This window comes from Sphaerotilus sp. (assembly GCF_034519685.1).
GTDB lineage: Bacteria > Pseudomonadota > Gammaproteobacteria > Burkholderiales > Burkholderiaceae_C > Sphaerotilus.
The window spans coordinates 361204-381082 of the sequence record NZ_JAXHOF010000003.1 but is presented as its reverse complement, the minus strand read 5'-3'; the positions used below and the strand labels follow the sequence as shown (position 1 = coordinate 381082).

19 protein-coding genes are annotated in these 19879 nt (G+C 63.6%); 12 read left to right on the top strand and 7 right to left on the bottom strand.

What is annotated here, in order from left to right; genetic code table 11:
- The first annotated feature begins 11 nt into the window (after window positions 1–11).
- The 4 genes from surE to rlmD all read left to right on the top strand — a co-directional run bounded on the left by surE (window position 12) and on the right by rlmD (window position 4197).
- Complete coding sequence (surE, locus tag U5O44_RS05310) at window positions 12–785, top strand: 5'/3'-nucleotidase SurE (RefSeq protein WP_322587424.1); 774 nt, start codon at window positions 12–14, stop codon at window positions 783–785.
- Window positions 786–910: 125 nt separating this feature from the next.
- Complete coding sequence (locus U5O44_RS05305; RefSeq protein ID WP_322587423.1) at window positions 911–1663, top strand: protein-L-isoaspartate(D-aspartate) O-methyltransferase; 753 nt, start codon at window positions 911–913, stop codon at window positions 1661–1663.
- 117 nt (window positions 1664–1780) lie between these two features.
- Entirely contained in the window at window positions 1781–2725 is a 945-nt protein-coding gene (locus U5O44_RS05300; RefSeq protein WP_322587422.1) for a peptidoglycan DD-metalloendopeptidase family protein, read from the top strand.
- A gap of 17 nt (window positions 2726–2742) precedes the next feature.
- Window positions 2743–4197 (top strand): 23S rRNA (uracil(1939)-C(5))-methyltransferase RlmD, encoded by a 1455-nt coding sequence (rlmD, locus tag U5O44_RS05295; protein WP_322587421.1) that lies wholly within the window; start codon window positions 2743–2745, stop codon window positions 4195–4197.
- A gap of 709 nt (window positions 4198–4906) precedes the next feature.
- Here the strand turns inward: rlmD and U5O44_RS05290 are convergent.
- On the bottom strand, window positions 4907–5926 hold the full coding sequence (locus U5O44_RS05290) for an IS110 family RNA-guided transposase (protein WP_322587420.1): 1020 nt from the start codon (window positions 5924–5926) through the stop codon (window positions 4907–4909).
- A gap of 402 nt (window positions 5927–6328) precedes the next feature.
- On the opposite strand from U5O44_RS05290, the gene U5O44_RS05285 reads away from it, so the two are divergent.
- The 5 genes from U5O44_RS05285 to U5O44_RS05265 all read left to right on the top strand — a co-directional run bounded on the left by U5O44_RS05285 (window position 6329) and on the right by U5O44_RS05265 (window position 10723).
- A complete protein-coding gene (locus tag U5O44_RS05285) occupies window positions 6329–6970 on the top strand; it encodes a DUF4747 family protein (protein ID WP_473964706.1) in 642 nt (213 codons plus the stop codon).
- A 126-nt stretch (window positions 6971–7096) separates the two neighbouring features.
- The gene (locus U5O44_RS05280; protein WP_322586630.1) at window positions 7097–8110 is read left to right on the top strand and encodes an IS701 family transposase; all 1014 of its coding nucleotides are present in this window, start codon (window positions 7097–7099) and stop codon (window positions 8108–8110) included.
- A 353-nt stretch (window positions 8111–8463) separates the two neighbouring features.
- Window positions 8464–8907 (top strand): helix-turn-helix domain-containing protein, encoded by a 444-nt coding sequence (locus U5O44_RS05275; RefSeq protein ID WP_322587418.1) that lies wholly within the window; start codon window positions 8464–8466, stop codon window positions 8905–8907.
- Window positions 8908–8944: 37 nt separating this feature from the next.
- Entirely contained in the window at window positions 8945–9466 is a 522-nt protein-coding gene (locus U5O44_RS05270) for an IS630 family transposase (protein ID WP_322587417.1), read from the top strand.
- Window positions 9467–10084: 618 nt separating this feature from the next.
- Window positions 10085–10723, top strand: a complete 639-nt coding sequence (locus U5O44_RS05265; RefSeq protein WP_322587416.1) for a GIY-YIG nuclease family protein — start codon at window positions 10085–10087, stop codon at window positions 10721–10723.
- 294 nt (window positions 10724–11017) lie between these two features.
- Here the strand turns inward: U5O44_RS05265 and prmB are convergent, their stop codons facing one another.
- From prmB to dapC, 5 genes are read right to left on the bottom strand one after another with little or no spacing between them, the layout of a single operon-like run.
- Window positions 11018–11902 carry a 50S ribosomal protein L3 N(5)-glutamine methyltransferase gene (gene prmB, locus U5O44_RS05260; protein WP_322588467.1) on the bottom strand — a complete coding sequence of 295 codons (885 nt, stop codon included), beginning with the start codon at window positions 11900–11902 and terminating at the stop codon, window positions 11018–11020.
- Between the two features lie 29 nt (window positions 11903–11931).
- The gene (gene dapE, locus U5O44_RS05255) at window positions 11932–13080 is read right to left on the bottom strand and encodes a succinyl-diaminopimelate desuccinylase (protein WP_322587415.1); all 1149 of its coding nucleotides are present in this window, start codon (window positions 13078–13080) and stop codon (window positions 11932–11934) included.
- A gap of 45 nt (window positions 13081–13125) precedes the next feature.
- Window positions 13126–14397, bottom strand: a complete 1272-nt coding sequence (locus U5O44_RS05250; protein ID WP_322587414.1) for a PilT/PilU family type 4a pilus ATPase — start codon at window positions 14395–14397, stop codon at window positions 13126–13128.
- A 14-nt stretch (window positions 14398–14411) separates the two neighbouring features.
- Entirely contained in the window at window positions 14412–15242 is an 831-nt protein-coding gene (gene dapD / locus U5O44_RS05245) for a 2,3,4,5-tetrahydropyridine-2,6-dicarboxylate N-succinyltransferase (protein WP_322587413.1), read from the bottom strand.
- Between the two features lie 56 nt (window positions 15243–15298).
- A complete protein-coding gene (gene dapC, locus U5O44_RS05240; protein ID WP_322587412.1) occupies window positions 15299–16528 on the bottom strand; it encodes a succinyldiaminopimelate transaminase in 1230 nt (409 codons plus the stop codon).
- A gap of 97 nt (window positions 16529–16625) precedes the next feature.
- On the opposite strand from dapC, the gene U5O44_RS05235 reads away from it, so the two are divergent.
- The 3 genes from U5O44_RS05235 to U5O44_RS05225 all read left to right on the top strand — a co-directional run bounded on the left by U5O44_RS05235 (window position 16626) and on the right by U5O44_RS05225 (window position 18502).
- A complete protein-coding gene (locus U5O44_RS05235) occupies window positions 16626–16859 on the top strand; it encodes a DUF4160 domain-containing protein (RefSeq protein WP_322587411.1) in 234 nt (77 codons plus the stop codon).
- The gene (locus tag U5O44_RS05230; protein ID WP_322587410.1) at window positions 16856–17311 is read left to right on the top strand and encodes a DUF2442 domain-containing protein; all 456 of its coding nucleotides are present in this window, start codon (window positions 16856–16858) and stop codon (window positions 17309–17311) included. The genes U5O44_RS05235 and U5O44_RS05230 overlap by 4 nt, the downstream gene beginning before the upstream one ends.
- Window positions 17312–17563: 252 nt before the next feature.
- Window positions 17564–18502, top strand: a complete 939-nt coding sequence (locus tag U5O44_RS05225) for a peptidylprolyl isomerase (protein ID WP_322587409.1) — start codon at window positions 17564–17566, stop codon at window positions 18500–18502.
- 29 nt (window positions 18503–18531) lie between these two features.
- On the opposite strand, the gene U5O44_RS05220 is transcribed toward U5O44_RS05225, so the two are convergent.
- The gene (locus tag U5O44_RS05220) at window positions 18532–19758 is read right to left on the bottom strand and encodes an MFS transporter (protein ID WP_322587408.1); all 1227 of its coding nucleotides are present in this window, start codon (window positions 19756–19758) and stop codon (window positions 18532–18534) included.
- Window positions 19759–19879 lie beyond the last annotated feature (121 nt).

Below are 19879 nucleotides of genomic sequence, written 5' to 3'. Positions count from 1 at the left end.
CAATCCTTCGCATGCGCATTCTCGTAGCCAATGATGATGGGTACCTTGCACCGGGGCTGCTGGCCCTGGCCCAGGTGTGCCGTGAGTTCGCCGACGTCGACGTCGTCGCCCCTGAACAGAACGCCAGTGGCACGTCCAATGCCTTGTCGCTGCACCGCCCGCTGTCGGCGTGGAAGGCGTCCAATGGCGTGCAGGTGGTCAATGGCACGCCCTCGGACTGTGTCCATGTCGCGCTGACCGGCCTGCTGGACGCCCGGCCCGACCTGATCGTCTCGGGCATCAACAACGGTGCCAACCTCGGCGACGACACGCTCTACTCCGGCACCGTGGCCGCGGCCACGGAGGGCTACCTGTTCGGCGTGCCCGCCATTGCGTTCTCGCTGGTCGGGCACGGCTGGCAGCACCTGGAGGCCGCCACGGCCGCCGCACGGCGTTTGCTTGCGGATGTGATCCAGCGCCCCCCCGCGGCCGCGCCATGGTTGCTGAATGTCAACATCCCGAGCCGGGCGGATGCCGCCAGCTTGCCGATCCAGGTCACGCGGCTTGGCCGGCGCCATGCCAGCGAGCCCGTCGTGCGCCAGTTCAGCCCCCGAGGCGATCCGATCTACTGGATCGGCGCCCAGGGCGATGTCCGCGAAGCCGGTGTCGGCACCGACTTCCATGCCACCGCCAATGGCTGCATCTCGGTGACGCCGCTGCAGATCGACCTCACCCACCACGCTGCCACGCCCGAATGGACACGCTGGGTGGCCGGCGCGGCGGCCGCGTCCCCTTCCGGCGGCTGAGCGGGGCGCGGGTCGGCATGTCGGATTCGGCCACGCGTAAGCCCCGCCCGGGATCTTCCCGGCGCTGGCCGCTCAGCCTGGAACGCATGCCGCGACCGGCCAGCGCCACCGAAGGCGGGCGCGTCATGACGACCGCCGACGCGCAGACCCTGCGCCCGCAGCGGCCCTTGTCCGACGCCCACCGCGAGGCCAGCCGGGCGCGTTCCGTTCCGGCCGGGCAGAGCGATCTGCTGGCCTTCCGTCAGAACATGGTGGTCCGTCTGCGCGCGGCGGGCTGTCAGGACGAGCGTGTGCTGGCTGCCATGCAGGCGGTGCCGCGGCATCTGTTCCTCGACAGTGCGCTCTCTGCGCAGGCCTACGAGGACACCAGCCTGCCCATCGGCCTCGGGCAGACGATTTCCAAGCCTTCGATCGTTGCACGCATGATCGAGCTGCTGCGGCAGCGCCCGGGCGGTCCAGCGCTGTCGCGCGTGCTGGAGATCGGCACGGGCTGTGGCTACCAGGCGGCCGTGCTGGCGCATGTCGCGCAGCGGACGGTGTCCATCGAGCGGCTGCTGGCGCTGCATGAGCGTGCGCAGCGCCATCTCGGCGTGCTGCAACTGCCCGGCATCACCCTGGTCCATGGCGACGGCCGCCTCGGCCACGCCCCGGCCGCGCCCTACGACGGCATCATCGCCGCGGCGGGCGGCCGTGATCTGCCCGCTGCCTGGCTGGAGCAGCTCGCCCGCGGCGGGCGTCTGGTCGCGCCGGTGCAGGATCCTGCGCTGGGCACCCAGGTGCTGATGGTGGTCGACAAGCTCTCCGATGGCAGCATCGTGCAACGCATCCATGAAGCGGTACGGTTCGTCCCTTTAGAATCCGGCATTGGTGATGGCTAGCACGGGCTAGCGACGGCCAGCGACCGCCGGCGATGACCAGCGATTGCGGACCATTCCGAGGTGACGCTCATCCCCGTCCGACACACCCTGAGGCTGCGGGTTCTCCCCGATCACTCCATGAAGACTTTCCCATTCCAGGTGCCCGGCTCTCGGGCACTCATCAGTGCCGCACTGGCGATCACGCTGACCGGCTGTGCGTCCCATCTGCGTCCGCCGGCGCCGGTGGACTACCGCGGCGGTGCGGGCCGTCCGGCCACCACGGCTGGCGAAGCCGAGCGCGTGCCGCCCGGTGCCGAGAACGCCGGAAAGCCCGGTTACTACACGGTCAAGCCCGGCGATACGCTGATCCGGGTCGGGCTGGAGTCGGGCCAGAACTGGCGCGACATCCAGCGCTGGAACCAGCTGGACAACCCGGACCTGATCGAGGTCGGGCAGGTGCTGCGCGTGGTGCCACCGGGCCAGGATCCGACCCAGGTCGCCACCCGCCCCGTCGTCACGCCGCGGATCGAACCCCGTCCCCTCGACGCCAAGCCTGCGCCTGCGGTCGTGGCGGCGCCTGCGGTGCCCGTTCCGGGCGCTCCTGCAACGCCCGCCGTCCCGGCGGCCTCCGCGACCACGCCCGCCACTCCGGCGCCTGCGGCAACGCCAGCCCCCGCTCCCGCCACGGCGGCCGTGCCCGCCCGTGAAGGCGACGACAACGTCAACTGGATGTGGCCGGCACAGGGTGCGGTGGTCGGCTCGTTCGAGGACACCCGCAGCAAGGGTGTGGCCATTGGCGGCAAGCTGGGCGATCCGGTCTATGCCGCCGCGGACGGTCGTGTGGTGTACGCCGGCTCCGGCCTGCGCGGCTACGGTAATCTGGTCATCGTCAAGCACAACGAGACGCTGCTGACCGCCTACGCCCACAACCAGTCGCTGCTGGTGCGCGAGGACCAGGTCGTGCGCCGTGGCCAGAAGATCGCCGAGATGGGGTCGAGCGACACCGACCGCGTGAAGCTGCATTTCGAGGTGCGCCGCCGCGGTAAGCCGATCGATCCGACCAAGGTGCTGCCGGCCCGCTGAGACGTTCCCGAGACTTCATGACCGATATCAACGAATGGCTGACGGTCGACGCGCTCGACCTCGACGCCCAGGGCGTGGCCCGCAATGCCGAGGGCAAGGTCGTCTTCATCGACGGCGCGCTGCCCGGTGAGAAGGTGCGGGTCCAGACCGGCCGCCGCAAAAACAACTGGGAACAGGCCGCGCTGGTCGAGATCCGCCGCGAGAGTGCGCAGCGGGTCACGCCGGGGTGTCCGAACTTCGGCCTGCATGCGGGCGCCTGCGGGGGCTGCAAGATGCAGCATTTCCACCCGTCCGCGCAGGTCGCCGTCAAGCAGCGCACGCTGGAGGACAACCTCTGGCACCTCGCCAAGGTGCGCCCCGAGCGCGTGATGCGCCCGATCGAGGGGCCGACCTGGGGCTACCGCTACCGGGCGCGGCTGTCGGTGCGGCATGTGGTCAAGAAGGGCCAGGTGCTGATCGGCTTCCACGAGCGCAAGTCGCGCTATGTGGCCGACATGACGACCTGCCCGGTGCTGCCGCCGCACATCAGCGCGATGCTGGTGCCGCTGCGCGGGCTGATCGCGTCGATGGAGGCGCGTGACCGGTTGCCGCAGATCGAGCTGGCGCTGGGCGAATCGCCTGAGGGGCTGGTGAACGCGCTGGTGCTGCGCCACCTGGAGCCGCTGAGCGCGGGGGATGTGCAGAAGCTGCGCGACTTCGCCGCGGCGCACGGCGTGCAGTGGTGGCTGCAGCCGAAGGGGCCGGACACGGTCCACCTGCTGGAAGCGGCGGACAAGGCCGGGCCGGTGCTGGCCTACACGCTGCCGGAGTTCGGCGTGACGATGCCGTTCAAGCCGACCGACTTCACGCAGGTGAACCACCACATCAACCGCGTGCTGGTGGCGCGGGCGCTGAAGCTGCTGGAGGCGCAGGCGGACGAGCGCGTGATCGACTGGTTCTGCGGGCTGGGCAACTTCACGCTGCCGATCGCCACGCAGGCGCGCGAGGTGCTCGGCATCGAGGGCAGCGAGACGCTGGTGCAACGCTCGCGCGAGAACGCCGCGCTGAACGGACTGTCCGCGAAGACGGGGTTCGAGGCGCGCAACCTGTTCGAGATGGGCGCGGCCGATCTGGCGGCGTATGGCTCGGCGACGCGCTGGCTGGTCGATCCGCCGCGAGAGGGCGCGTTTGCGCTGGTGAAGGCGCTGGCCGAGGTGCGCCAGACGCCGATCGACGGCTACACGCCGCCGCAGCGCATCGTCTACGTGAGCTGCAGCCCCGCCACGCTGGCGCGGGACGCGGGCTTGCTGGTGCATCAGGCTGGGTATCGCTGCGTGGCGGCGGGCGTGGTCAACATGTTCCCGCACACGGCGCATGTGGAGTCGATCGCGGTGTTCGAGCGGGTCGATGGCTGGACGCTGCCGGTGGCCGAGGCCGACGAGGCGGTGGTGCCCGAGGCGGGTGCTGAGGTGGCGGTCACCACGACCGAGTGATCCACCGGGCGGGCGGCTTGCCCGCCGGCCGCTTCCTGTGCGTGGCCGTGATATTCCGCACAGAAAACTGTCCCGAACATGCCCGCGCCCGCGGGCATTTGCACGTCGCACGGAACTCCCCGTAGACGAAAAATCCCCAGTCTGTATGCTGACGCCCGTGACCAAGACGGCGCATCGGCGAAACTCGGCATTGCAGGGTTTGCGTCTGTTTTTAGGGGAGTGAAACCATGCAGAGTGCAGAAAAAATTCAATACCGACAACCACTTGGACGGCATCGCCGCGACGTGTTAGGCGTCAGAGGCCAAGTTAGACGGCAGGGCCGTGAGGTCTAAATTACTACAAGGGCATCCCCGCGAAGTCAACAAAACCTCTCCGGGCGGATTCCTCTGAAACCCGCCTGAGCAGTGTTAAAACGATCTGGCCAACGCACACGAAACCAGCTTGTCGACAGGGAGAACAAGGTGCGGACTGCAAAACTACAACCGGTCTTTACTGCGGCTTCTTATGCCGCTGACCCTGATGAAAGACGCGCGTGGGGGCTCCATTCGTTAGCCGAGGTTGCTCTTGCGAGCTTGCCTCCGAAATATAGCCGAGCACTCCCCACGCAGGTCTGACCTTGTTCCATCAACGCAGGCATCACGCGGTGGCAGATTCTTCCTTCACGGTGTCGGATGAGAGATTCGAAATCGGTTCGACTGGCCGGATCGGCTCACGTCACGGGTTTGAATGCCTCACCTTTGGCCAGCATCGCCCAGGCCATGCGGGCATTCTTGGCCGCGATGGCCACGACAGCCTTCCAGTAACCCCGCCGCTCGGACAACGCCACTGCCCAGCGACTGATCCGGTCCTTCTTCTTCGTCGCCGCAGCCAGCGTGGCCCGGGCGCCCAGAATCAGCAGCGAGCGCAAGTATGGGTTGCCGGCCCGGGTAATGCTGCCGAGCCGCTGCTTGCCGCCGGAGCTGTATTGCCCCGGCACCAGACCGAGCCAGGCGGCGAGCTGGCGGCCATTGGCGAAGTCGTGACCGTGGCCGATGCTGGCCAGCAGCGCGCTGGCGGTGGTGGGACCGATACCGGGCACTTGCATCAGTGCCTTCGATCGGTCGTCGGCTTGGGCCATCGCGCGGATGTGCTCGTCGTACTCGGCCACCCGTTCATCGAGTCGGCGCAATTCGTCGAGCAGGTCCATGCAGGCGGTCTTCATCCAGCCAGGGAATCTGTCGGCGTGCTCGGCGGCTTGCCGGCGTACGGTCTGAGCCTTGAGCGGCAAGACGATGCCGAACTCGCTCATCAGGCCGCGCAGGCGGTTGATGGTGGCGGTGCGAGCGGTTACCCAGCCTTGGCGGACGTTGTGAATGGCCAGTCGGCACTGCGACAACTCGGACTTGACCGGCACGAAGCGCATGGACGGCCGCTGCACGGCTTCACAGATGGCCGCAGCATCGGCGGCGTCATTCTTGCCACGGCGACCGCTCAAGCGATACGGGACGACGAATTTGGGGGCCATCAGCCGAATGGTGTGGCCGAAGTTGGCGAACTGCCGCGCCCAGTGGTGCGCACCCGAGCAGGCTTCCATGCCAATCGTGCACGGCGGCAGTTTGGCCACCATCTCCAGCAACTGGTCGCGTCGCACGCTCGGGCGCACCAGACACGCCCGGCCGGTGGTATCGACACCGTGCAGGGCAAACACGTTCTTGGCGAGATCGATGCCGAGAAAGACAATGGTGCTCATGGTCATCTCCTTGGTGCAACCGGGTCGGGACTGGAATCACGCAACCCCATGGTCGATCCGGGCCGGCCTCGGTGCATGAGGGAAAACCTCAGGCGCAGGGGCGGCGGGCTTGGGGATGGCCCTTTCATTCGTTAGGCCGCATAAACCAGCACCAGAGCCACATGTCGAAAATTACTGACGTAGAACTAGCAGATTGATCAACGTACTACTTTAGGAAAAGACAGCGCTTCCGGAAACCGGCAACGTTAGGCCGCATAAACCAGCACCAGAGCCACATGTCGAAAATTACTGACGTAGAACTAGCAGATTGATCAACGTACTACTTTAGGAAAAGACAGCGCTTCCGGAAACCGGCAACAGTCGCCTATCAATTTCAAAACAGGCATCAAGGAATAATAAATTATGGCGAAATTCAGGATTTTCAATGTGCAACTGTTGCCAAACGAAGATGGCATCAATGAAGTAGGGCGATCAGGGTACAGAAAACTGTTCTCAAAGCTGAAAACGCTAAACAGTAACCACTTAAGAGCGAGCACACACACGAGCTACCATTACAAAGTTGCCCCAGATAAATTTATTGGCCCTTATGACTTCAAATTTCCAAGCGGCTATGTATATGGATATTTTGTTAAATATGCCAAGGCTTCAGAGGTAACCGAATTAAGAACTGGAAAGACTCTTTATCGTGCGCATCGAAGCGGCAAGGAAGTAAGTGGGATCATAAAAATCCCATATGTATTCGACACGGACCGCCATCTGTTGGCAATAGATGGCGCGGCGCTTCCAAAGTCAGAATTTTTCGTCGATGCGCTCATTCGCTTTTTTTTACCTGTGCAGGAAGCCTCGTTTCCCAATCACGAACTTACGGTCAATCTTGTATCAAGAGCAAATGCTATCGAAGAAGTTTTCCAAACTGCGCTTTCGTATAAGGTCGTAACGTTGAATTTAAGTTTCCGCAATGGCCCCGCATCCGATGCATTACTTGCAGAACTTAAGGAAATAGGACTTACGCAAAAGAAACTTTCAAACTCAACTGAGTTTTGAGTGCCATATTCTGATCCATGGATTGATCCGGCACCCGATGTGCACTGAAATATCTTGTTTCAACTGGCTGTTCGGATTCATTAAATATGCCTACAATTGGCTTGCCTCAACTCAACAGGAGCCATGATGAAGCCGACAAGACGCGACTACTGTCAGTTTCTGATCTCCACCCAGACCAACTATACCCAAACCTACTTCGCCGACCATCACCCGCATTTCTCGCATGACGCCATCAACCGTTACCTGCAAGACGAAAACATAACGCCTGCCATCGTCTGGGAGCAGGTGGAGAAATCCATCGAACCTGATCCGAACGCTTTCTTGCTGTTCGACGACAGCGTCTCGGACAAGAACCACTCCCATGCGATCGAGCTGGTGCGGCGGCAGTACAGCGGCAATGCCCATGGCCTGATCAAGGGCATCGGTGTGGTCAACTGCTTGTACGTCAACCCCCGCAGCGGTCGCTACTGGATCATCGACTGGCGAGTGTTCGCCCCGCAGGTGGACCACAAGACCAAGCTCCAGCACGTCCAGGAGATGTTCGACGAGGCCATGACGGGCAAGAAGCTGCCATTCCGCGTGGTGCTGATGGACTCCTGGTACGCCACCAAGGAGCTGATGGTGCACATCCATCGTGCGGGCAAGATCTTCTACTGCCCGCTCAAGAGCAATCGCCTGGTCGATGACAGTCAGGCGCAGGCGCCCTATCAGGCCGTCAGTGAGTTGCAGTGGAGCGACCAAGGCGCCGCGCACGGCAAGCTCGTCAAGGTGAACAAGTTTCCAGGCAGCCTCAAGGTCAAGCTGTTTCGGGTGGCGACGGGAAACGGTCGCACGGAATGGGTGGTGACCAATGATCTGGAACAGACTTCGGTGGACGACACGCGAGAGATCTGCGCGATCAGGTGGAAGATCGAGCAGTATCACCGGGAGGTCAAGCAGGTGCTGGGCATGGAGAAATGCCAGTGTCGATCTGCCAGGGCGCAGAGGAATCACATTGCCTGTGTCATCTTGGCGTGGAACCATCTGTCCGCGCTGGCCAGAGACATGAGGACGAATATCTACAGCATCAAGAAGGCGATGATGTCGAATTACATGCGGCAGGAAATAGCTCGACCGTCAGTGCCGATGGCGTACATTTGAGATGGCTACAAAAGTCCAAGCTCTGTGCTAACTGAGTTCAACTTGCGTAAGTCCTAGGAAAGCAAAACACATCAAATATCTGTGCGCGCTTCTGCAGGCCCGAAAGGCAGAATGTCAAAGGTTCCTGAATTTATCAAAGAACTTTTGAGGGCAGCATCTTCATTGGGGCAGAGCAAAATAACCTACTTTGTTCAACAACCTGGCGCGGTTAGTGGTGTTGTAAAGAAAGCCACTTTTGATTCCCGCGAGGCCCCCTTAACTTTTGCCGCTAAGCAGCCTCAATCAAATTTGATTGTTTTTAAATTTTCATCGCTGCGTGTATAGTTGCGACACCACATCAATGATTTTGAATCATGCTCAAGAGCCGTGAATTCTCTCTCGCCCCAGAAGATCTGGAAAAACTTCGCAAAATCGAAGCCAGGGATGAGAACTGGCGAAAAAGAGAACGGGCGAGGACACTTTTGACACTGCATCAGACCAAGTCAACTGCTGAAACAGCCTTGCTGGTCGGAATCCATGACCGAACTGTTGGACTGACGAAACGAGATTGGGTTGCTCGCGGCTACGAAAGCTTGGTGGACCGCCCAAGAAGTGGTGCGCCATCGAAGATCACAGAAGCACAGTTGCAGAATATTGTGAACAAAGCTCGCGCGGAGCCAAGTTCAGCCAAACAATTATTGGCTTTTCATATTGAATGCGGTGGAGATGCGGTGCATCCGGCGACACTGAGTAATGCACTAAAATCAGTTGGTTTTGTGTGGAAGAGAACAAGGGCGTCATTAAAAAAAACGGGATGAAGTCAAATTTATCAAGGCAAAACAAGAACTTACAGAGTTGAGGAAGAAGGCAGAAGACGAAGAGCTGGTTCTGGCATATGTAGACGAGACTGGGTTCGATGCGGTACATCCAAACCAATATGCATGGAGTCCCAAAGGAGAGAGGCACCTGATACAGGCAGATCGTGGAAGCAGACTCAATGTGATTGGGGCAATGCTATCGACCGGCCAGCTTTACGCGCACAAACTATGGAAGACTACTGACTCAGCCGCTTTTTCTGCATTTATTGAAAATCTTGTTCATCATGTTGGAAAACCACTGACTATTGTTATGGATAATGCATCGATTCATACGAGCAAGCTAATGATAAATGTCATGGCCGCTCTCGCGGAGAAAGGTGTGAGTTTTTATCGCCTTCCGGCCTATAGTCCTGAACTTAATCGAATCGAGCGGCTTTGGCACAAAATGAAGTACGCATGGATGAAGGCTAAACGTCGGGACAAGATAATTTTAGAGCAGGATGTGACTGAAATAATTGATGGATTTGGAAAAGGAAAGAAGTTTGAGCTTAAATTTTAAGTATTAAATTTATTTGAAACTGCTTATTGCAAGCCAGGCGCCCTCGCGGCATCAATAGTTCCTAGCACACTAGGATTTGGGATTGGCGTCTATGCCCTAATATTTACATTAAGCGCTGCCTTCGTTAAAGATGTTCATGAAAAGATTGCTGCGCAAAAGACAGCGGGCAGCAGGTTGACTGGGTCTGAATTGATGTTAAACGTAGACTTAGCCTTGCCGCTTCTCGCACTTGTAATCGCCTTAGTAATTGGCATCATTCAACAAGCCGCACCCACATCCATTTACTTGGTGCTGGCCGCATGGATAGCTCTGTGGTTTTCTATTATTTCACTACTTGGGTTAATATCTGTCATATTTGGACTGGCGGAACACTCCTTGCTCGATAAGGCAAAATGATTATTATTGCACCAGCAGTCAAATCGTTCAGTAGTTATCGGCGGACAGGCATCAACAGTGAAGGTCAACAAGTCAGTTAAAAATTCAGAGCCTAACTGGGCGTTCAACGCGGACGCCAACACAGGCCATGCCTTCGGCATTTTCATGGCCTGTGTTGGTATCCTACGCACTTCGTGCTCCGGCGCCGGTTAACTAAGGCGTTAGGCATCTTAGAGGCACTTCATGCCCGATACCATCTACCTCCTTACAAACGAAGCAATGCCCGGCCTAGTGAAGATCGGCCGTACCGGTGACACTGTGGAAGCACGTATGGCGAGTCTGAGCGCAGCAAGCGGAGTCCCACTGCCCTTCGAGTGTTACTTTGCTGCAGAGGTGAAGGACTGCGTAAAATTAGAGAAGATCCTTCACCAACTGTTTGCAGATGCTCGGCTAAACCCAAAGAGAGAGTTTTTCAGCGTCGATCCGGAGAAAGTTGTACTGGCGATTGGCATCGGTGATTTCAAGGAAATAACACTAGGCTATGCGCCTTTGGACCAGGAGGACAAAGCCGCCTTGGAGAAGGCCAAGGCGCGTAGACCTCGGATTAAGCTCGATGCATTAGGAATCTATCCAGGCGCCACCCTCGCCTTCTCGCGAGACGAGAACATTACAGCCACCGTTGTTGATGGCGGCAGGGTCTTTATCCAAGGCCAGACCATGAGCTTGTCAGCAGCTGCGCTGATGGTGCTGCACAGCCTCGGATATCAGACCACCGCAGCAAGTGGCTCAGAGTACTGGATATACGAGGAAGAACTGCTGGACGATCGCCGTAAGCGCATGGAGGCAGAGCAATTCAATGCTGCACCCAGCGAAGATACCTAACTCGAACTACAAGGGTTTCCCCTTCTGTCAAGCGACACGTATCCCGAATGAATTGCGACAGCGATTCATTTCATGTCTTTCAGTCGAATAAAAGTCCACCGCGAGGTGCTTGCGGCTTGTTGATGCAGTGCGCAGGGTGCGGGCGGAAGAAACTACAACCGGTCACTGAGCAGCGCGGCTTAAAAGCAGGCCTGCTGCGGACCCTGCTGGAAGAAGTGCCTAGGGGATCCATTCGTCAGCCGAGTCTGTCCGGCCGTCGCCAGCCGGCTGCAACCCAAGACAGCGCAGTTCAGCTCAGCTCAGCGCCCCCAGCAACGCCTCCCGCGTGACCAGCAGCACCTGATCCTCGCCAGCGCTCGTCTCCAGCCAGACCACCTCCAGCGTCGGAAACGCCGCCTCGAAGTGGGCGCGCTCGTTGCCGATCTCCAGCACCAGCACGCCCTGCGGCTGCATGCGCGCCGGCGCGTCCTGCAGCAGCCGGCGCACGAAGTCCATGCCGTCCGCCCCCCCGGCCAGCGCGAGTTCCGGCTCGGCGCGGTATTCGGCGGGAAGCTGCTGCATCGACGCGGCGTTCACATACGGCGGATTGCACAGGATCAGGTCGTACGGCCCGTGCAAGGCCGCCAGCCCGTCGCTCTCGATGAGCGTGATGCGCTCGGTCAGCCCGTGTCGGCGCACATTGATGCGCGCAACCTCCAGCGCGTCGGTGGACAGGTCGGCGCCATCGACCTGCACCTGCGGATAGGCCATCGCCGCCAGCACCGCCAGGCTGCCATTGCCCGTGCAGAGGTCCAGCACCCGGTCGGTGTCGACGGACAGCCAGGCGTCCAGCGCCTCGCCCAGCTCCGGGTCCGCGAGCAGCTCGGCGATGAACGAACGCGGCACGATCACCCGCTCGTCCACATAGAACGGCACACCCTGCAGCCACGCCTCGCGGGTCAGGTAGGCGGCGGGCTTGCGGGTGGCGATGCGCTGCGCGACCACCGCCTCCACATCAGCCTGGCGCCCGGGCGTCACCGGCGAGGCGGCCACCGCGTCCAGCTCGTCCAGTGGCAGTCCCAGCTTCCACAGCGTCAGCCAGACCGCCTCGTCGAAGGCGTTGGTGGTGCCGTGGCCGAAGCTGACACCGGCCTGCGTCAGGCGCTCGGCCATGGCGTTGACCACGTCGAGCACCGTCATGGCCCGGGGGAGGTTGGTGGGAATCGGGGTCATGCGAGCATCGCCTCCAGCGTGCGGCGGTAGATGTCCTTGAGCGGACCGAGGGCGGCCAGCGCGCAGTGTTCGTCGATCTGGTGGATCGTGGCGTTGACCGGGCCGAACTCGACCACCTGCGGGCAGATCTGGGCGATGAAGCGGCCATCCGAGGTGCCGCCGGTGGTGGACAGCTCCGTCTCCAGCCCGGTCACCGCGCGGATCGCACCCGCCAGCGCATCGACCAGCGGGCCGGGGCGCGTCAGGAATGGCCGACCGCTCAGGCTCCAGTCGATCCGGTAGTCCGGCCCGTGGCGGTCCAGCACGGCGTGGACCTGCGCCTGCAGGCCTTCCGGCGTCGATTCGGTCGAGAAGCGGAAGTTGAAGTCCACCACCATCGTGCCGGGGATGACGTTGGTCGCGCCCGTGCCGGCGTGGACGTTGGACATCTGCCAGCTCGTCGGCGGGAAATGGTCGTTGCCGCGGTCCCACTCGATCGCGCACAGCTCGGCCAGCGCGGGCGCGGCGAGGTGGATCGGGTTCTTCGCCAGCTGCGGGTAGGCAATGTGGCCCTGCACGCCGCGCACGGTCAGCCGGCCCGACATCGAGCCGCGCCGCCCGTTCTTGACCATGTCGCCGACGCTGCGCACGGAGGTCGGCTCGCCGACGATGCAGGCGTCCAGCCGCTCGCCACGCTCGACCAGCCATTCGCAGACCTTGACCGTGCCGCTGTGCGCCGGGCCTTCCTCGTCGCTGGTGAGCAAGAAGGCGATGGCGCCGCGGTGGTCCGGGTGGGCGGCGACGAACTCTTCCACCGCGACGACCATGGCGGCCAGCGAGGTCTTCATGTCGGCACTGCCGCGGCCGTAGAGGCAGCCGTCGCGGTGCGTGGGCACGAAGGGGTCGGAGGTCCACTGGTCGAGCGGGCCGGTGGGCACCACGTCGGTGTGGCCGGCGAGGACCAGCGTCGGGCCTTCGGCGGCGCCGCGGCGGATCGCCCACAGGTTGCTGACCCGGAAATCGTCCGGGCCGAACGGCAGGTCGACACAGTCGAAGCCCAGCGGGCGCAGCCGGTCGGCGATCAGCGCCTGGCAGCCGGCGTCGTCCGGGGTGAGGGAGGGGCGAGCGATGAGTTGCTCGACCAGGGCGAGGGTGGGCAGGTGCATGTCGGGTGGCCGCGTCCGGCGGCGGTGTTCAGGGTCCGGCGCCGGTCAGCGCTTCTTGGACAGGAAGGGCAGCGGCTTGATGGAGGCCGAACTCGGGGGCGCCGGCAAGGGCGGACTGGTCGGCGTCGGCGCAGGCGTGAAGCTGCCGCGGGCGTGCGGGTTCTGTCCGGGCACCACATCCAGCGTGATCTCGGTGAAGGACGGTCCCGGCTCGGCCTCCTTCTCCTCTTCCTGCTGGCGCTTGCTGCTGACCTGGTCGTTCTGCAGACGCCAGAGCAGGTTGGTCGGCGAATCGGCGTGGCTGATGCCCTCGTCGCGGGTGACGACGTTTTCGGTGACGAGACGGGCGATGTCCTGCTCGAAGGTCTGCGAGCCTTCGGCCATCAGGCGGTCCATCGCTTCCTTGATGCCCGAGAAATTGCCTTGTTCGATCAGCTCGGCGACGAACTGCGTGTTCAGCAGGATCTCGACCGCCGGCACCCGCCCGCCCTGTGTCGAACGCAGCAGCCGCTGCGAGACCACGGCCCGCAGCCCGGCGGCCAGGTCCGACAGCAGCGCCGGCCGCGACTCCGGCGTGTAGAACGACAGGATCCGGCTCAGCGCATGGTGGCTGTTGTTGGCGTGCATCGTCGACAGCACGAGGTGACCGGACAGCGCATACGACAGCGCCGCGCTCATCGTCTCGCGGTCGCGGATCTCGCCGATGAAGATGCAGTCCGGCGCCTGCCGCATCGCATTCTTCAGGCCGATCTGCAGCGACTGCACATCGCGGCCGACCTCGCGCTGGTTCACCACCGACTTGTAGTTGGTGAACAGGAACTCGATCGGATCCTCGATGGTCAGGATGTGGCCCGCGACCTGCTTGTTGCGGTTCTGGAGCATCGAGGCCAGCGTCGTGCTCTTGCCGGTGCCGGTGGCGCCGACCATCAGCACCAGCCCGCGCTTGGCCAGGCACAGCGTGTTCAGCATCTCCGGCAGGTTGAGCGAGTCCAGCGCCGGAATCTCGGTCGGCATGAAGCGGAAGACGGCCGCGACCGAGTCCCGCTGCTTGAACCCGGACAGGCGGAAGGTGCCCACGCCCGTGATCTGGATGCCGAGGTTCAGCTCCCCAGTCTCCTCCAGCTCCTCCATCTGTGCGGCCGTGATCACCTCGCCCAGCAGCACGCGTGGCTGGTTGGGGGCCAGCGGCTCCTGCGTCAGCTGCAGGATCTGGCCGTGGATCTTGATGAGCACCGGCATGTTCGCCGACAGGAAGACGTCCGACGCCCGTTTTTCGGCCATCAGGCGCAGGATGCGCTCCATGTTCTTGCTGCTCATCGCGTGGTTCCAGTTCAGCCGCGCAGCAGATCGTTGATGCTGGTCTTGGCGCGGGTCTGCGCATCGACGCGCTTGACGATGACGGCGCAGTACAGGCTGTACTTGCCGTCGGCGCTGGGCATGTTGCCGCTGACGACGACCGAGCCAGACGGGATGCGGCCGTAGGTGACTTCGCCGGTGGCGCGGTCATAGATCTTGGTGCTCTGGCCGATGTAGACGCCCATCGACAGCACCGAGTTCTCCTCGACGATCACGCCTTCGACCACTTCGGAGCGGGCGCCGATGAAGCAGTTGTCTTCGATGATGGTCGGGTTGGCCTGCATCGGCTCCAGCACGCCGCCGATGCCGACGCCGCCCGAGAGGTGCACGTTCTTGCCGATCTGCGCGCAGGAGCCAACAGCGGCCCAGGTGTCGACCATCGTGCCTTCATCGACGTAAGCGCCGATGTTGACGTAGGACGGCATCAGGATCGCGCCCTTGGCGATGAAGCTGCCGCGGCGTGCGACGGCCGGCGGCACCACGCGCACGCCGGTGGCGCGCAGCTGGGCTTCGCTCATGCCGGCGAACTTGGTCGGCACCTTGTCGAAGAAGTTCAGGTCGCCGGAGGCCATCGGCACGTTGTCGTTCAGGCGAAAACTCAGCAGCACGGCCTTTTTGGCCCACTGGTTGACGTGCCACTGGCCCACGCCCTGGCGCTCGGCCACGCGCAGCTTGCCGGTGTCCAGGGCGTCGATGACGTGGTTGACGGCGTCACGCACTTCGGCCGGTGCCGAAGCGATGGACAGGTTGGCGCGGTCTTCCCAGGCGGCTTCGATGACGTTCTGGAGTTGGCTGAGGTCGGACATGGAGGGTTCTCGGATTCGGTTGGAATTCGGTTGAAATTCGGTGGGGCGCAGGGGGTTCAGGCGGCACGGTGGCTGTTGGCGCGCACGAAGTCGGCGATGCGGTGGGCGGCTTCGAGGCATTCCTCGACCCCCGCCACCAGCGCCATGCGCACGCGGCCGGCGCCGGGGTTCACGCCGTGCGCCTCGCGCGCCAGGTAGCTGCCGGGCAGCACCGCGACATTGTATTGAGCCAGCAGCTCGCGCGTGAACGCGGTGTCGCTGCCGCCGAAGACGGTCTCGGGCACCTTGGCCCACAGGTAGAAGCTTGCGTCGGGCAGCGCCACGTCCATCACTTCGGCCAGCACGGGCGTGACCTGCGCGAACTTCTGGCGGTACAGCGCGCGGTTCTCGACCACATGGGCTTCGTCATCCCAAGCGGTGATGCTGGCCTGCTGCACGGTCGTGCTCATGGCGCTGCCGTGGTAGGTGCGGTAGAGCAGGAAGGACTTGAGGATCTGCGCGTCGCCGGCCACGAAGCCCGAGCGCAGACCCGGCACGTTCGAGCGCTTGGACAGGCTGGTCAGCACGATCAGGCGCCGGAAGTCGTCGCGGCCGAGCTGCTGCGCAGCTTCGAGCGCGCCGAGCGGAGCGTCGTCGCGGAAGTAGATCTCGGAGTAGCACTCGTCCGAGGCGATCACGAAGCCATGCTTGTCCGACAGCGCGAACAGCTCGGCCCACTCTTCGAGCGGCACCACCGCGCCGGTCGGGTTGCCGGGTGAGCAGACGAACAGCAGTTGCGTGCGCGCCCAGGTGGCGTCGTCGATCTGCGACCAGTCGGCGGCAAAGTTGCGCGCCGGGTCGCTGTTGGCGAAGACGGGCGTGGCGCCGCTGAGGTAGGCCGCGCCTTCATAGATTTGATAGAACGGATTCGGGCAGACGACGACCGGGCCGCCCTGGTCGGCGTGGCGGGTCGGGTCGATGACGGTCTGCGCCAGCGAGAACAGCGCCTCGCGCGAGCCGTTGACCGGCAGGATCTGCGTGGCCGGATCGAGCGCCACGCCATAGCGCCGCTGCACCCAGCTGGCGCACGACTGGCGCATCGCCGGCAGACCGGCGGTGGCCGGGTACGCCGCCAGCCCGTCGAGCGACGAAGTCAACGCGAGCTTCAGGAACTCGGGCGTCGGGTGCTTGGGCTCGCCGATGCCGAGGCTGACGGGCGTGAAGTCCGGGTTCGGGCGGACATCCTTGACGAGGGCGCGCAGCCGCTCGAAGGGGTAGGGCTGGAGGCGCGAGAGCAGCGGGTTCATGGGGCGGGATTATCGGGCATGGGGACGTGCATCATTCTTGGGCTTTCGGTGACAATCCGATGGAGATTGTGCAACCATTGCACATCAGCACACCAAGATGCCACTCCTCCACCGCTTGCCCAACATGACCATCCGAGTCAACGTCCCCGATCACCCGCCACCACATGTGCATGTCGTGCTGGCGGATCGCCGTGACGCGCTGGTCGATCTGGCGACGCTGGCCGTGACCAGCCGCACCGAACGCATCGCCGAGATTCCCGAGGCGCTGGCCTGGATTGCTGCCCACCGCGACCACGCCCTGGCCGCCTTCAAGGAGTACAACCCGTCATGATCCACGACCCCCAGCACACGCTCACGGCCCTGCGCCTCACCGACCCACAGCACCTGCGCCTGACATTCGCCGATGGCGCCACGCTCCCCCTCGACCTGACCCCCGTGATCGCCGCTCACCCGGCCTTGCGGCCACTCGCCGACCCGACCCTCTTCGCCCGGGCTCGCCTGGATGCCCGAGGCGGCTATGTCATCTGGATCGACGACGAACTGGAACTGGCGGCCGACAACCTGCGCCACCTCGCCACCGAGCAGGCGGGCGGCATCGGCCACGAGCGCCTGTGGCACTGGCTCCACGCCACGGGCCTGACCCAATCGGCCGCAGCGGACGCCATCGGCATCTCGCGCCGGATGCTCGGCTACTACCTGTCGGGCGCCCGGCCTATTCCGAAGACGGTGTGGCTGGCCTGTGTCGGCTGGCAGGCACAGCAGTCGATGGCGCTGGCGGCATGAATTGAATTGCGCGGCGATTTCAGCAGGTCTTCCGGATAGAACTGCACCCCGAAGAAGCGCGCCGCTGTTGCCGGCCCGTCGGATTCGACCAGTATGTCGATCCGCAGCCAGTCCAGAAAGTACCGGCGCTGCCCCGCGACATCGCGACTTTTCTCTCGGTTCGGGTCGATTGCCCCGGGGGCTCGGGGCGTTTGGGTGGCGGCTGCATACACTGGTTCGCCCTCCCTGGGGACGCTATAAACACCACAAATCATGCCCATTCCCTTCAATTCCTTCTCTCCCTTCCTTTCCCGGCCTGCCGCGCTGGCCCTGCTGAGCACCGCCTGGCTCGCCGGCTGTGGCGGCGGTGGCAGTGACAGTGATGTCACCCCGGTCCCGACCACGATGCGCGTGACCTCGGCCAGCGCCGAGACGCCGGTCTACGGCCAATCGCTGCACATCACCGTCCAGGGCGAGCTGCTCGACCAGGGCCTGACCCCCGTCTCGACCGCCTGCAAGACCCTCCAGCCGGCCGCCACTACCCAGTACGCCAGCAGCGCGACGACCCTGCACTACCTCTGCGATGTGCAGTCGGTCGGCAACCAGACAATGGAGCTGCGCCGCACCGACACCGGCGCCGTGCTGCACACGCTGAACTTCACCGTGTCGCTGCCGCAGGTGACGATGGCGGTCAGCAATGGCGCGGGGGTCAACGGCGATGTCGTGTTCACGCTGCGCCCCGATCTGGCGCCGATCACAGTGAACAATTTCCTGGCTTATGTGCGCAGCGGCTTCTACGACAACACGGTCTTCCACCGCGTGCAGACCAACTTCGTCGTGCAGGGCGGCGGCTATCCGTCGCCGGTCGTGGCCGGCACCGTGCCGACGCACAAGACCACCAACGCCGCGATCACGCTGGAAGCCGGCAACGGGCTGAGCAATGTGCAGTGGAGCGTGGCGATGGCGCGCACTTCGGCGGCCAATTCCGCGACCTCGGAGTTCTTCATCAACCTGAAGGACAACAGCGCCTCGCTCGACAAGACCACCGCCAATGCCGGTTATGCCGTGTTCGCCAATGTGACCGCTGGCACCGACGTGGTGTCGGCGATGACCAGTGCACCGTGCCAGACGATCACGGGGTTCGTCTCCAGCGCGCTGGGCTGCGTGCCCATCCCGAACGTGGTGGTCTCGACGGCACGGCAGACCCGCTGAGCGCAAGCCGGCTGGCCGTCGGGGGGGCTTCAGGCGGTGCGGTTGCCCGCGACGACTTGCAGCCGCCCCACCAGCCACACCATCGCCACCGTGCAGCCCAGCGCCAGCCACCCCGTGCGCTCATAGCCCTGCACCAGCCCCTGCGCATCGCGCGAGATCATCAGCCCGCCGACCAGCGACGCGACCCCCATCGCCGCCGACTGCAGCGAGTTGTTCAGGCTCATGAACGCTCCGCGCCGGCGTGGCTCGACGGCGGAGGTGATGAGCGCCATGCCCGGCACCATCCGGCCCGACACCAGCACGAAGAACAGCGTCGTCACCACCAGCACGCCGACCAGCGACACCCCCGCCAGCTGCGGCAGCGTCAGGATCGGCACCAAGGCCAGCAGCGCGATCAGCCGGAAGGTCGGCGCCTTGCCCCACTGGTCGGCCAGCCGGCCCCACAGCCGCGCGGTGAACAGCGTCGCCGCACCGCCGACGAGGTAGATCAGCGGCACCTGCTGCGCGGTCAGGCCGAGGTTGGTGGTGGTGAAGATGGTGATGTAGGGAATCATCGCGAAGCTGCTCGCCATCATCAGCATCGACAGCCCGAAGGCGCGCCAGTGGTTGCGCTCGGCCAGCACGGCGCGCAGGTGGTGCAGTGTGCCCTCGGCGGTCTGCTTCGGGCCGAGGTGGGCGGTCAGCGTGGGCACCTGGCGCAGCGCGAGCACCCAGACCAGCGCCGACACGCCCGCGATCGCCACGAACGGCGCGTGCCAGCCCAGCAGGCTCGCCAGCCACAGCGACGCCGGTACGCCCGCGACCGTCGCCATCGAGAACGCCGACATCACGATGCCCATCGCCGCACCGCGCCGTTCGAACGGGATGGTGTCGGCCACGATGGTCTGCACCAGCGCGCCCAGCACGCCGCCGAACAGTCCGGCCGCGACGCGCGCCGCCATCAGCGTCCCGAAGGTCGGCGCCAGTCCGCAGGCCAGTGTCGCCACCGCCAGCCCGGCGAACAGGATCAGCAGCAGCCGACGGCGCTCGAAGCGGTCGATGTAGGCCGTGGCCGCCAGCCCGGAGGCACCGCCGGCCAGCGTGTAGGCGGAAATCAGCAGCCCGAATTGCGCATCGCTGATGCCGAACAACTGTGTCAGTTGCGGGCCGAGCGGCATCATCAGCATGAAGTCCACGATGTGGATGAACTGCACGGCGGCGAGCGTCAGCAGCATGGCGCGTTCACGGCGCGGGGTCAGGGCAGGGGCGTCAGGCATCGGGGGCTTGGTGGGGGTAGCCCGACAGTGTGCCCAAGTTGGCGGACGGGCGCAGGGTCGGTGCTATCATCGCCGCCGCTCGCAGGCATGGCTACCTGTCAATATTTCAATATAAATCAAA

Bases quoted from the DNA above. Each gene is read 5' to 3' on its own strand.
- surE (WP_322587424.1), top strand. From the start codon at position 12: ATGCGCATTCTCGTAGCCAATGATGATGGGTACCTTGCACCGGGGCTG.
- U5O44_RS05305 (WP_322587423.1), top strand. From the start codon at position 911: ATGACGACCGCCGACGCGCAGACCCTGCGCCCGCAGCGGCCCTTGTCC.
- U5O44_RS05300 (WP_322587422.1), top strand. From the start codon at position 1,781: ATGAAGACTTTCCCATTCCAGGTGCCCGGCTCTCGGGCACTCATCAGT.
- rlmD (WP_322587421.1), top strand. From the start codon at position 2,743: ATGACCGATATCAACGAATGGCTGACGGTCGACGCGCTCGACCTCGAC.
- U5O44_RS05290 (WP_322587420.1), bottom strand. From the start codon at position 5,926: ATGAGCACCATTGTCTTTCTCGGCATCGATCTCGCCAAGAACGTGTTT.
- U5O44_RS05285 (WP_473964706.1), top strand. From the start codon at position 6,329: ATGGCGAAATTCAGGATTTTCAATGTGCAACTGTTGCCAAACGAAGAT.
- U5O44_RS05280 (WP_322586630.1), top strand. From the start codon at position 7,097: ATGAAGCCGACAAGACGCGACTACTGTCAGTTTCTGATCTCCACCCAG.
- U5O44_RS05275 (WP_322587418.1), top strand. From the start codon at position 8,464: ATGCTCAAGAGCCGTGAATTCTCTCTCGCCCCAGAAGATCTGGAAAAA.
- U5O44_RS05265 (WP_322587416.1), top strand. From the start codon at position 10,085: ATGCCCGATACCATCTACCTCCTTACAAACGAAGCAATGCCCGGCCTA.
- prmB (WP_322588467.1), bottom strand. From the start codon at position 11,902: ATGACGGTGCTCGACGTGGTCAACGCCATGGCCGAGCGCCTGACGCAG.
- dapE (WP_322587415.1), bottom strand. From the start codon at position 13,080: ATGCACCTGCCCACCCTCGCCCTGGTCGAGCAACTCATCGCTCGCCCC.
- U5O44_RS05250 (WP_322587414.1), bottom strand. From the start codon at position 14,397: ATGAGCAGCAAGAACATGGAGCGCATCCTGCGCCTGATGGCCGAAAAA.
- dapD (WP_322587413.1), bottom strand. From the start codon at position 15,242: ATGTCCGACCTCAGCCAACTCCAGAACGTCATCGAAGCCGCCTGGGAA.
- dapC (WP_322587412.1), bottom strand. From the start codon at position 16,528: ATGAACCCGCTGCTCTCGCGCCTCCAGCCCTACCCCTTCGAGCGGCTG.
- U5O44_RS05235 (WP_322587411.1), top strand. From the start codon at position 16,626: ATGCCACTCCTCCACCGCTTGCCCAACATGACCATCCGAGTCAACGTC.
- U5O44_RS05230 (WP_322587410.1), top strand. From the start codon at position 16,856: ATGATCCACGACCCCCAGCACACGCTCACGGCCCTGCGCCTCACCGAC.
- U5O44_RS05225 (WP_322587409.1), top strand. From the start codon at position 17,564: ATGCCCATTCCCTTCAATTCCTTCTCTCCCTTCCTTTCCCGGCCTGCC.
- U5O44_RS05220 (WP_322587408.1), bottom strand. From the start codon at position 19,758: ATGCCTGACGCCCCTGCCCTGACCCCGCGCCGTGAACGCGCCATGCTG.